Source organism: Bizionia gelidisalsuginis, assembly GCF_008086185.1.
Taxonomy (GTDB): Bacteria; Bacteroidota; Bacteroidia; order Flavobacteriales; family Flavobacteriaceae; genus Bizionia; species Bizionia saleffrena.
The window spans coordinates 1-12,506 of sequence record NZ_VSKN01000026.1; the positions used below are offsets into that span (position 1 = coordinate 1).

The window sequence follows — 12,506 nt, forward strand, 5'->3', positions numbered from 1 at the left end:
ACTTTGTGACAAGGTCAATTGTTTATAATGTTTCATTCAAAACGAATATAAATATTGAGCCTAAAATAGATGGGGCTAGCCCCATCTATTTTAAATATCCGTGTTGCACTTATGACTTGAACTTACAGTTAATAAAAGTCGAAAACAATTATCAATTAATAATTATATTTTTTCATCTTAAGTCTTATGCAAAGAATATAGAGTATCACTTTAAGTCTACTTATTCTTTTTCTATCTCTACTTTTGCTAGCGTAATGTTTATAAATTGAAGCTCTAACACTTCAGCATAAAACAAAAAAAACAGCATATGGCTATGCTGTTCTTATTTATTCTTTAAAACTTAAGACGGTTTCTAAAAGGCGTGTATTTCGTTAATTGTTTAAACTACTCGAGCAAAAAACTTTTATAAACTCTTAACATTTGAAATTATATTTATTTCTTTCTCAAGTAAACGCTTATCGGCACCCCTTTAAAATCATAAAGCTCTCTTAGCTTATTCTCTAAAAAACGTTTGTAAGGATCTCTTACATATTGTGGTAAGTTACAGAAAAAGGCAAATTGCGGTTGCGGCGTTGGCAACTGCATAATATATTTAATTTTAACGAATTTCCCCTTGTATGCTGGCGGTGGATAATTCTCTATAATTGGTAAGAACGTGTCGTTAAGAACGCTTGTTTTAATTTTTTTAGTCCGGTTTTGGTAAACCTCAACAGCTGTTTCTATTGCTTTATAGATACGTTGTTTAGTTAACACAGATATAAATACTATGGGCACATCAGTAAAAGGTTCCATTTGCTTACGGATTACTTTTTCGAATTCAATAGTCGTTTTGTGATCTTTTTCTACTAAATCCCATTTATTAACTAAAACCACAATTCCTTTTCTATTTCTTTGAGCTAACCAAAAGATGTTTTGTACCTGTCCATCAAAGCCGCGTGTTGCATCTAAAATAATAAGACAAACATCACTATGCTCGATCGCGCGTACACTTCTCATTACCGAGTAGAATTCTAAATCTTCTTTAACTTTAGACTTTTTACGAATTCCGGCCGTATCGACTAAATTAAAATCGAATCCGAAACGGTTATATTTTGTATCTATAGAATCTCTAGTTGTTCCTGCAATATCAGTAACGATATAACGGTCTTTACCAATAAGGGCATTTATAAATGAAGATTTACCGGCATTTGGTCGGCCTACAACAGCAAAACGTGGGAATGCTTCCCCTTCTTCCTCTTCTTGCTCTACTTTCTCTGGAAGAACTTTAACAAGAGCATCTAATAAATCACCTGTTCCACTTCCGTTTATACTAGCAATAGTAAAGTATTCCCCTAATCCTAAAGAGAAAAATTCTACGGCATCTTCGGCACGCTTATTATTATCGACTTTATTAACGACTAAAAATACTGGTTTTTTTACTTTGCGCAATAATTCAGCAACCTCTTCGTCCATACCAGTGACACCAGACTCTACATCTACCATAAAAATAATAATATCGGCTTCTTCGATAGCTAAAATTACTTGTTTATCGATTTCAGCTTCAAAGACATCGTCACTTCCTTTAACATAACCACCGGTATCTATTAAAGAAAACTCTCTACCATTCCAATCGCTTTTTCCATAGTGACGATCTCTTGTTACACCACTAACGGCATCAACAATGGCTTCACGTCGTTGAATTAAACGATTAAAAAACGTCGATTTCCCAACGTTTGGTCTTCCTACTATAGCTACTATATTACTCATGGTTTCAAATTATTTTGCAAAGATAGTGTTTTGGTGTCAAGAAAAAATACTATTTTAATCTCATTATTAAAAGATTATGAATAAAAACATAAATGATGTGGTTTTGCGCCCGCGTTTTAAAAGGCAACTCAACACTAGTAAGTCCTTGATTTTAGATGCTTTTGAAACTATAGGTTCTCAAAAAACGGAATTTATCGTTTCGCGGATCGAGGACCACGTATTTATTAAATTACCAAAAGCTAAGCAACAATTTTGGTCGCCACAGTTACATTTAGAAATAAATGAAGTTGATGAGAAAAACAGTCGGCTGTATGGTTTATTCGGGCCTAACCCAACAGTATGGACGCTCTTTATGTTTTTACATTTCGCTGTCGCCGGTTTATTTATCGCTTTTGCCATTTGGGCTTACTCTAACGCTTCATTAAACACCGACTACCAATTACAAATTTGGGGTATGTCCTTTATGGTAATTGTTTGGTTTGTATTGTACTTTGCCGCAAGGGTAAGTAAATCTTCTAATCAGGCTGAAATGAATGCACTTTACCGTTTTATGAAAGATGTGTTACAGACAAAGGTCTAAACCTCCTTATTTATTATAACCAAATCGTTTTAATTGAGTTGAATTAGAACGCCAGTTTTTATTTACTTTTACATACAGTTCTAAATGAATTTGCTTACCAAAGAATTTTTCTAAATCCTTTCTAGCTTCAACTCCAACGCGTTTTAAGGCACTTCCTTTATGACCAATGATAATTCCTTTTTGTGTTTCGCGTTCTACCATAATCACTGATCGGACACGAATAATCTTTTCCTCTTCAAAAAATTCTTCGGTGTCTATTTCAACAGCATAAGGAATTTCTTTTTTGTAGTGTATTAAAATTTTCTCTCTAATCGTTTCATTTATAAAGAAACGCTCTGGCTTATCCGTTAACTGGTCTTTAGGATAAAACGCTGGAGATTCTGGAAGCAACTCGATAATTTTATCGAACACTTCTTTTACATTGAACCCTTCTAAAGCCGAGATAGCAATAATTTCGGCATTCGGCACTTTTTCTGCCCAAAGCTGAACTTGCTCTTCTAATTCCTCTTGATTGGATTTGTCAATTTTATTAAGTAACAATAAAACCGGGATTTTAGCACTGATGATTTTATTAAAAAACGATTCATCCTTCAGTTCTTTTTCACCAATTTCCACCATATAAATAAGTAAATCGGCATCTTCGAAAGCAGACTTTACAAAATCCATCATAGACGCTTGAAGCTGGTATGCAGGTTTTATAATACCTGGAGTATCACTTAAAATTACCTGAAAATCCTCACCATTAACAATTCCTAAAATTCTATGACGCGTTGTTTGCGCCTTAGAGGTGATGATCGATAATTTTTCGCCCACGAAGGCATTCATTAAAGTAGATTTCCCAACATTAGGATTTCCAATAATATTTACAAAACCAGCTTTATGCATACTTTTTATTTTTTTTTTACAAAGATACTCTTATTACACAAGGTACGAAAAGAAAAAATAGTGCCTAATTTTAAAAAGTAACTGCTTTTATTTTTTTCCACAAAAGCTTTAGAATAAAAGCAAACACGATTGTAGATAGTGTTAATAATAGTGCTTTGGTATAACGACCATAAATCCAATATCCGGTTGCAAATAAGGCGCTATATACCGCGATACACCCTACTAACGTCGCTAAAATTCCCGAAGGCACATTCCAACTACCACTAGTCATCACGGAGATATCTTTACCTTCTAATTTACTTTTTGCGATCACTTTAGACCACCCCGGACCGCCAGGCTGTATTTTTTTACAAAAATCAAACAAAGTACTATTCGTTTCGGGAGGCGTTAAGAAAGTGACTAACAGCCACGATACAGTCGTCACCAATACTATAAAGGGATACGTCATCCAGCTTGGCATTAGGCCATCAACCTCTACTCCTGTTAAAATATTGGCGCCTCCAAATAGCCAATCGCCAAAACTTGTAAAACTTATTAAAATTGAAATAATTCCAGAAACGACCATTGCTGAAATTTCACTCCATGCGTTAATACGCCACCAAAACCAACGTAAAATAAAGATGAGCCCCGTTCCTGCGCCAAACATTAAAATAATATTGAATAATTGTAAAGCATTTGTGAGCACTAAAGCCAAAGCGGCAGAAATAACCATTAATAACACTGTTGATAGTCGCCCCACATTAACGAGTTCTTTTTCGGACGCCTCAGATTTGATATGTTGTTTATAAAAATCGTTGACAATATAAGAGGATCCCCAGTTTAAATGCGTTGAAATAGTAGACATATAAGCGGCAATTAAAGACGTTAAGACGATACCTAAAAGTCCGTTTGGCAGCTTTGTTAACATCGCTGAATACGCTAAATCGTGACCTAGTTTATCTTCAGCTATATTAGGAAAAGCTTCATGAATACTTGCTATATCCGGATAGACTACTAATGATGCTAGCGCGACTAAAATCCAAGGCCACGGACGTAAGGCATAATGTAAAATATTAAAAAAGAACGTCGCCCCGATCGCATGGTTTTCGTTTTTTGCAGCTAGCATACGCTGTGCTATATAACCACCACCTCCGGGCTCGGCACCAGGATACCATGCACTCCACCATTGTACAGCAAGCGGAATTATTAAAAGAGTTATTAAGGCTTCAGTGTCTGTAAAAGAGGGTAGAATATCCAATTTATTAACTACGTTTTCATTTTCCATTAATGCCGTCAACCCACCAACTTCAGGTAAATTAACACAATAATACGCTGCGGCTATACCACCAAACATCGCGACAAAGAAAAGTATGAAATCGGTATAAACCACCCCTTTAAACCCCCCAACAGTACTAAAAACAACAGTTACGAGGCCTCCAATAAAAATAGTTTCTAGAGGAGATAAGCCTAACATTACTTGTCCAATTTTTATTGCCGCCAAGGTTACGGCCGACATAGCCAAAACATTAAAAACAACGCCTAAATAAATCGCTCTAAATGCTCTTAAAAAACGTGCGGGTCGACCACCGTAGCGTAGTTCGTAAAACTCAATATCTGTATTTACTCCCGATTTACGCCACAGTTTAGCATAAACAAAAACCGTTAAAAGTCCGGTTATTAAAAAAGCCCACCATACCCAGTTACCACTCACCCCCTTATTACGAACAATATCGGTGACTAAGTTTGGAGTATCCGTAGAAAAAGTTGTAGCTACCATAGATACGCCCAATAACCACCACGGCATTGTACGACCCGATAAAAAATACTCACTCGTGCTTTTACCTGATTTTTTTGAAACGACAAAACCTATTGTAAGGGTTACTAGAAAAAAGCCAATTATGAAAGCATAATCGTAGGCATTCAATGAAATCATATAAGATAATTATTTGCTGAGTGTTTCTTAAAACTAATTTAATACGCAGGCCATAAACAGTAGACCTCTTTTTTACGAAGGCAATATAGCCACTTTTTAAGTTTAATATTTTATATTTACATGTCAAAATTTGTAATGAGGGAAATTCATATTACTGCTGAAGATACAGAAAGTACTATTAAGCAGATTCAAAACGTTATAGGAGGGACTATCGAAAGTCGCTGGGGAGAACACATTTTAACGGTAGACAACGCAGTCGCAAAGGGAGCCATCCGTTATATTGTTTTTGAATGGGGAGGTGATTTTTTATACTATGATATTGCTTTTTTTGAAGATATTGTTCTAAAAAAAGACACTTCTGTTTATAACCCTATTTCGTTTATATATTGTTTGAACGGGCATTTTAAACACCGTTTTAACCATCAAGACAATTACAAAACACTCGAGCAATTTCAGTCGGTCATTATGACAAGTAAAAATGGGGGTTATAGCAACGAGTATTATCCTAAAGGCATAAAACTGGAAGTTAATGTTATTCAAATTAATAGAATTAAATTCCTTAACAAACGATTAAATGATGCGTCTATTTTAAACGATAAACTTTATAAGGTGTTCTACGATACGGATTATCAAAATGTATTTTCTTATTATGGAACTTATAACTTAAAACTGGCCGACCATATTAGCCAGTTTAGAAAAGTTGAACAAAAAGGAATGCTCCGTATTTTACTTATTGAGGGGCAAGTTTACCAAGTGCTATCGTTACATATGCAACAGCATAATAAAGCGGTGACTAACAAACCCATTTCTAAATCGTTAACTAAAAACGAACTAAAAACCATACGAGCACTTGGGAACACGATTTCTAATAACGTTTCTCTTGAGTATTCTTTAGAGAAATTATCGCTAAACTCTGGCTTGGCTCAAGCGAAACTTCAAGAAGGATTTAAGCTGTTGTACGCAAGAACGGTAACCGAATACATTAGACACGTAAGACTTGAAAAGGCGAGAGACTTAATAAATACAAGTGATTTAAATATTTCGGAAATTGTTTACACCATAGGTTTTAGTAGTAGAAGTTATTTCTCTAAGATATTCAAAAATAAGTATAAAATTAGTCCGAGTGCTTTTCAAAAAAATAAGCGACGTTAAACTTTACGTTAAAAATTAAGTTGTTTTAATGGTGTAGAGCCGCAATTCGTTTGCGCTTTTTACTATTATTTTAATGGTTTTCATTTCTGTATTAAGGCCTAACCAGTCTTCTCTTTGCGCTTCTCGTATTATTACTGGCATTTTTAGAGGTATTGACTTGTTACCAGTAATACTTTCTTTTTTTAGAGTATTAATGATGGAGACCGTTAAAAACCCATCGTTTGTTACATTATAAATCCCTGCTAAGGTGAAGGGTTTTGTATCTTTTGCTTGAATTAAAATTCTTTGTAAAACACCCTCGTTTAAATACGTAGCGACAATACCCGTTACTAAAATTAAACATCAGCGTTTAAAAAAGGCCTCTTCATAATGCGATTGGGACTCTACATCTTTACTTTTAACGCTTAACGTATTAAGCGCTTTCTGAAACATTTTCCAATCATTTTCATAATTGTGAGGTAAAATCCCCCAAATACCCTGAGAAATGACATCACTTTGTTGCAATGTAATAATAAGTATCGTAGTTTCTTTAGCGCCATCTATTGTTTTGTGCGCTCGGTAAATATTAGGAAAAAGGAAATACCGTTTGAATGTGTTTTCTAGAGCCTGCCGAGTTGCGTCGATAGAGAGTTTATAATTCATATCTCATAGTATTATACGATTATCAGTCTAAAAATAAGTCAATTGAAAGACTATTAGTTGTTCGTATAAAACGATATTTAACTGTATCACGACGCGGACAGATTCTATTTTTACTCACTAAAAAAGCATAATTATGTTAAATTATAATAACTATTGATTGCTTTTTGTTAAAACACTGTGAAAAAATTAACGCTTACCCAAATGAGTTAATTAACGGTTTAAATGAGCAAGAATACCTTTCTAATTGCCTTTAGATTTGTAACAAATAACTATCAATCTTTTCTGATATTTCAGTAAAAGTATAAGTCAAGAATTGACTTATTAACCTTAAAACAAACCATTATGTTACGTTGGACAATCACATTTATTATAATAGCCATTATTGCCGGAGTATTAGGCTTTGGAGGAATTGCAGGAGCATCTGCAGGAATAGCTAAAGTTCTATTTTTTATTTTTATCGTTCTTTTTATCCTGTCGTTAATTAAAGGATCTATGAAATAGAATAAACCTAACCAACCGAATTATAACCACTATTCTATTACTAAAACTTTATAACGTATAAAAATTACGCTTACTTATAATTTCAACGCTAATTTTTAGCTTAGCTGTTTTCATCTTGTGTCAAGAAGAGAAATGAGCAGACAAAAAATTTAAGGCACTACAATGTGCGACGACATTGATGATGCACCAGATGTTTTGGGTGTCGTTGAAGATGTACAAGAAGAAATTTAGGATAAATTTTAGCAACAAAATAAGTTAACGCTGACAACTCAGTAATTATTAATCTAAAAACAACACAATGAAAACTATATTTTTTATCACAACGCTAATGGTCGGTTCCATCGCATTTGCACAAACCAAGCCAGTAGACAAAATGGAATCCACTCAAATAAAAACTGAAACCGTAAATGAAAATGGTAAAATGGTGGAAAAGAAAGTTAAAATTGTTACCAAGAAAGAGCAGGAAGTTAAAACAGCGCCGTTAAAATCTGGGGAGATTGACGCACCAATGATTGAAACGCCAACAAAAATAACGAAAACCATTAGCGTTGACCCAGATAATGACGATCGTTTTGAAGAAATTTCTGAAATCACTTATTATACTTACAATGATCGTTCGTACGGATTTAAATCGACCAATTCAGGCTTTGTAATGAGCCTAACAAGTAATGAGGCAGAACGTGTTTTTGGTACCGCTAGACGAACTCAAAACGACGAAATCTATGTTATAACGATGAATGATTACTCTGGAGTTGGTTATTTCAATCAAAATAATGATTTTGTAATTGAGTATTTCGATAAAGATAAAGGTCTGATGCAACAACGATCGTTTAAACAAACCCAATTTTAATACAACCTGATTCTATTTATACCAAATGCCTTATATACTTATGGGGCATTTTTTTTCGGGTTTAAATCTTGTTTATTATAATTCCCATCCTAGGGTGGTACGAATAATATAATCATCGTACGAGGTGCCTTCAATTGGTCTGTTATCGTAATTGTAATTTAATCCTATTTTAACAAATAAATCTAAGGGTAAATCGTATTTAAAATCTATTTTAAAATCGGTTCTCACCCTCCCTTTCTCAGTTAAACTTGGGTAAGTGGTGACACCTGACACTAAACCCAAATCATTAAAATCGAACAGGTTAACTTCTAAAGACGCATAAGCTTCACCACTATTTCGGTTGTTGTTTAGCGCTTCGTAAAAGTCTTCATTATTCCACGCCACTCCAATAGCACCTGCAAGGTACATACGGTTATTGTGGACAAAATATTTACCAAAACCTAACTTGTTTGTTATTCTTAGCTGTAATTTTTGTTCGCTATTAGAAAGAAATTCCGATTGGAAGATTAAGAAATTATCGCGTTTTAAGAAATAATTAAAAGACAACTCCCCGTACGTTCGTTGAATTTCTTCTACTTCATCTTGATTACTTCTCACGGAATTAAAGGTAGCTCCAACACTAAAATAATCGGAAGTATACCCCAAATTGCTTGCTAACGATAATTGACTTAAATTACTTGCCTTCGTAAAATTGTACCCAAAAGAAACCGAGGCGTTTAAACGTGACATAAAACCATCTTTGATTGGTTTAATAAAGACGACATCAGAAATATTTATAACACTATTATTGTCACTAATTTCAATAATTTCATTTGCGGTGGCGGAGTTTATTCCGTCCAGTTTATAACGCGTGCCATTGGAAGCCGTTATCAGGAAACTTTCAATGCTTTTAATCGTCCTTACTTTTTTCCATTTAACTTTTAAATCACTATTACTGTATGATGTTTTAATGGTTAACACTCCACGCTCCATTTTTTTTATCTCTCCAATAATTCTATCTCCATTAGCGATCACTAAAGTGTCATTTTGAGAAAAAGCACTTAACGCGACCAACACAGTAATGCAGAATAGTACAGATTTTAATTTCATTTAAATTGCCATTAAATTTAAATGCAAATATAAACAAGGAATTTTATAAAACCATTAGCCTAGTTAAACCGAAACCTAACGATTACCTAAATTAGACAAACAATCACATCATCGCACAAGCAGCTATTTAATAAGGCACCACTCTAAACCCTCGTAATCTCGGTGTTTTAATTATCTAAAAATTACGTTTGTTGGATTTATATTTTATTTACAATACTAAAAATAAATAGGTGCACTAATGTGTATAGTGCAAAAACGACATTTAACTTAAAACTTATCTTAGTTTACCTATTCAAAATAAAAGAACACCTACTTTAAGTTCCCTTTAATTGCTCCAACCTAATCTAAATTTATTTTAGAAACGCCACGTTTTTATCTGTCCATATTTAGCATTATCCCCTCAATAAAATAATGTATTGTGCTTATAAGACTGCTTTACATTGGAAATATTGCACGATAATTTACACCTATTTTTAGCGCAACTAGGCCTCGTAGTTATTTTCTATATTAAGATAGTAAAGCCATTTAAAAATTATGGTTAGCACAAATAATATTACAGAACAAAACATTGCTTCATTTTTTTTAAAAAATTGACATCTCAATTGTGCTTTGAAACTTTTAAGTCATCATTTTTAATAGCAAAAACAAGCATATTATGGCGCAAAAATATATAATAAAAAGTGTTTTAATCACCCTTAATTTATAGCTATTTTTACTGTGCATAATGACTTTTATCATCTTATACACACCTTATTTGCTTTAACTTAGCGTATAATCTAAAACTAAAAAGTAATGAAAAAAAGATCACCAGTATCTAGCATAATGACAAAAAACGTTATCACACTCAATACAAATGATTCATTGGAAGTCGCGGAAAAAATTTTTAAGGAACATAACATTAGACATATTCCTGTTGTAAAAGGATCTCAGATTGTAGGAATGTTAAGTTACACAGATTTACTACGTATAAGTTTTGTTGAAGCCGCCTATGAAGACGAACAAGAGATCGATTCAACGGTTTATAATATGTTCTCCATAGAACAAGTTATGGCAAAAAATTTAGTTAATGTAAACGCAAATACAACCATAAAAGAAGTGGCAGAAATACTGTCTAAAAAAGAATTTCACGCTATACCTGTCGTTGATAATGATAATTTAGTCGGAATTGTAACGACAACAGATCTTATAAATTACTTAATTGAGCAATTTTAAATTTATTCGTTAAATACCTTAAGTGCGCTCTGCGATAAAAGTACTCTACTAGAAGTATTAATTGATAAACTCTTTTTTTTTGGCATCACAATCGGTCTCAAAAAATTAGAGTTTATTCTTATCAAGAAAAAAAGAGTAATCGGAAACGATTAGTTTAAAATATTAATAGACTTATTTATTAATTTCTTAAATCGTGCAGCGCTAGAATAGGCACGTTTAATTGAAATGAAATTTCTTTCACCATTGGATTGGTAAGTATACTTTCGAAAAAAACATGCTTCCTATTTATAAAAGCAACCATACCGCTAGATCTACTTTCTACACATATATTTACAGCACTTAAAACAGAATCACTTGAAACATTATGAAATTTATAGTCTGTCCCTTTTAATATTTCTTGAAGTAATTTCTTGTTTTCTAACTGTCTTTTATCCAATTCATCTTGCTCTAAAATATGGAGAACTACAATCGTTGCATTACACGATTTAGCAATGTTGGTTAAATAGTTGAGTTCTCTTCTCTTATAATGTGTTTTATAACTTGTTGGAAACACGATGTCTCTAGGTAATGCTAATTGCGCCTTATTGGGCACTACTATTACGGGACAATTTCGTATTTTCTCCATTACATTAACCGCCACACTTCCAAAAGAGGTTGTTAATGCATCTGTTTCTCCTTTGGTTCCCACTACAACCATTTCTATGTCTTTTTCGTCTACAATTATTTTAATGGCATCGACAACAGTATTATACGTTGAAATGACTTTAAAACTATGCTTAGAGTTAAAATTATCGTTCAGTGCTATAATATCGAAAACCTTGGCTAAACCATTTTCTGAGTCTAGCTTTGCCGTTTGGTACCATTCTCCTTCAGGATTTGCTTGTAATAAACTTTTTAAAATAGGGCGCGTTGTTGAAAACGCATTAAGTAGATAAAAATCGCAAAAGTCATTTTTATATAATTCCCTAGCGTAGTGAATGGCTTTTACGGAGTTTTTAGAAAAATCTGTTGCCAGTAAAATATTATGTCTCATACTTTTATTTTTACGCCATTACACATAACTTAACATCGTCCTTCTCAATTTAAAGTAATAGTTTTTAGCTAAAACAAGGAATGACTAAAAAAGGGATAACAGGATGAAAGCCTATATTTTTTACGATGGGCTCTTTTGTAATACTCTCAATAAAACTGTGTTTATAATTTATCATCGCCAAAACATTAATGTCCTGTGCTCTAATAAATTCTTTTATAGCAAGCTCTTTAGTATTATTATCTGTCATCCAATGAAAACTATGCTTATACCCTTCCAAAGACTCTTTTAGTAGTACTAAATGAGTATTCTGTCTGTGTGATAAATCATCACTTTCATTAAAATGAACCACTTTAACCTCAGAATTACACAGCTTAGAAAAGTGCTTTAAAGAGAGCAATTCTGAGCTATACAAATGCTTAAAATCCGTTGGAAAACCAATATGTTTAGGTTCTATATAATCGAAATCGGCCGGAACAACTAAAATAGGACATAGCTTCATTTTAGTAATAATGCTAACCGCATTACTACCAAAAAGAAATCTATTAGTGCCTGAGGCCCCATTTGTTCCCATAACAACTAAATCTATGCTGTGAGTTTCAATAGCTACCTCAATACTTTTTACCAGAGGATCTTTACTATAAAAAATCTCGAACTTATGCAATGCGTTTGTTTTATCTGCTTCAGCTTGTGTTTTCAGCCCTAACAATTGGTATTGCGCTTTTTCTTCTAATTTATCAATGTACTCCGAACTAATATAAGTGCGCGTACTAGAATTTGAAAAAGACCAAGCGTGTAAAAAGTAAAACGTGCACGGCTCGCTATTATATAATCTTATCGCATATAGCGCTGCGCTTAAAGCGTTCTTGGAAAAATCAGTAGGTAGTAGAATATGATGTCTCATAGT

Annotated in this window: 13 protein-coding genes; 5 read left to right on the forward strand and 8 right to left on the reverse strand. The window is 33.4% G+C overall.

All coding sequences use genetic code 11. The annotated features are described in order from the left end of the window. Nucleotides 1–432: 432 nt before the first annotated feature. Nucleotides 433–1,746, reverse strand: a complete 1,314-nt coding sequence (gene der, locus ES677_RS13430) for a ribosome biogenesis GTPase Der (RefSeq protein WP_148370433.1) — start codon at nucleotides 1,744–1,746, stop codon at nucleotides 433–435. A gap of 76 nt (nucleotides 1,747–1,822) precedes the next feature. Here der and ES677_RS13435 point away from each other — a divergent pair, with 76 nt between their 5' ends. Next, the gene (locus ES677_RS13435; RefSeq protein ID WP_148370434.1) at nucleotides 1,823–2,326 is read left to right on the forward strand and encodes a GTP-binding protein; all 504 of its coding nucleotides are present in this window, start codon (nucleotides 1,823–1,825) and stop codon (nucleotides 2,324–2,326) included. A gap of 6 nt (nucleotides 2,327–2,332) precedes the next feature. Here ES677_RS13435 and era read toward each other — a convergent pair whose 3' ends face one another. Beyond that, nucleotides 2,333–3,211, reverse strand: a complete 879-nt coding sequence (era, locus tag ES677_RS13440; protein ID WP_148370435.1) for a GTPase Era — start codon at nucleotides 3,209–3,211, stop codon at nucleotides 2,333–2,335. Between the two features lie 70 nt (nucleotides 3,212–3,281). Further along, a complete protein-coding gene (locus ES677_RS13445; RefSeq protein WP_148381505.1) occupies nucleotides 3,282–5,123 on the reverse strand; it encodes a sodium:solute symporter family protein in 1,842 nt (613 codons plus the stop codon). A gap of 135 nt (nucleotides 5,124–5,258) precedes the next feature. On the opposite strand from ES677_RS13445, the gene ES677_RS13450 reads away from it, so the two are divergent. Further along, nucleotides 5,259–6,275, forward strand: coding sequence for a helix-turn-helix domain-containing protein (locus tag ES677_RS13450; RefSeq protein WP_148381506.1), 1,017 nt, complete (start codon nucleotides 5,259–5,261; stop codon nucleotides 6,273–6,275). A gap of 15 nt (nucleotides 6,276–6,290) precedes the next feature. Here ES677_RS13450 and ES677_RS13455 read toward each other — a convergent pair whose 3' ends face one another. After that, nucleotides 6,291–6,611, reverse strand: coding sequence for an SOS response-associated peptidase family protein (locus ES677_RS13455; RefSeq protein ID WP_148381507.1), 321 nt, complete (start codon nucleotides 6,609–6,611; stop codon nucleotides 6,291–6,293). A 6-nt stretch (nucleotides 6,612–6,617) separates the two neighbouring features. Next, on the reverse strand, nucleotides 6,618–6,917 hold the full coding sequence (locus ES677_RS13460) for a hypothetical protein (RefSeq protein WP_148381508.1): 300 nt from the start codon (nucleotides 6,915–6,917) through the stop codon (nucleotides 6,618–6,620). A 342-nt stretch (nucleotides 6,918–7,259) separates the two neighbouring features. Here ES677_RS13460 and ES677_RS13465 point away from each other — a divergent pair, with 342 nt between their 5' ends. Further along, complete coding sequence (locus tag ES677_RS13465; protein ID WP_148370440.1) at nucleotides 7,260–7,418, forward strand: DUF1328 domain-containing protein; 159 nt, start codon at nucleotides 7,260–7,262, stop codon at nucleotides 7,416–7,418. A 298-nt stretch (nucleotides 7,419–7,716) separates the two neighbouring features. Continuing rightward, the gene (locus tag ES677_RS13470) at nucleotides 7,717–8,268 is read left to right on the forward strand and encodes a hypothetical protein (protein ID WP_148381509.1); all 552 of its coding nucleotides are present in this window, start codon (nucleotides 7,717–7,719) and stop codon (nucleotides 8,266–8,268) included. Nucleotides 8,269–8,343: 75 nt separating this feature from the next. Here ES677_RS13470 and ES677_RS13475 read toward each other — a convergent pair whose 3' ends face one another. Then, on the reverse strand, nucleotides 8,344–9,357 hold the full coding sequence (locus ES677_RS13475) for a DUF481 domain-containing protein (protein ID WP_148381510.1): 1,014 nt from the start codon (nucleotides 9,355–9,357) through the stop codon (nucleotides 8,344–8,346). Between the two features lie 792 nt (nucleotides 9,358–10,149). Here ES677_RS13475 and ES677_RS13480 point away from each other — a divergent pair. After that, nucleotides 10,150–10,569 (forward strand): CBS domain-containing protein, encoded by a 420-nt coding sequence (locus ES677_RS13480; protein WP_148370443.1) that lies wholly within the window; start codon nucleotides 10,150–10,152, stop codon nucleotides 10,567–10,569. A 178-nt stretch (nucleotides 10,570–10,747) separates the two neighbouring features. Here the strand turns inward: ES677_RS13480 and ES677_RS13485 are convergent, their stop codons facing one another. Then, on the reverse strand, nucleotides 10,748–11,602 hold the full coding sequence (locus ES677_RS13485) for a universal stress protein (RefSeq protein WP_148381511.1): 855 nt from the start codon (nucleotides 11,600–11,602) through the stop codon (nucleotides 10,748–10,750). A 64-nt stretch (nucleotides 11,603–11,666) separates the two neighbouring features. Next, nucleotides 11,667–12,503: a universal stress protein gene (locus ES677_RS13490; protein WP_148370445.1), complete on the reverse strand. Its 837-nt coding sequence runs from the start codon at nucleotides 12,501–12,503 to the stop codon at nucleotides 11,667–11,669. Nucleotides 12,504–12,506: the final 3 nt, after the last annotated feature.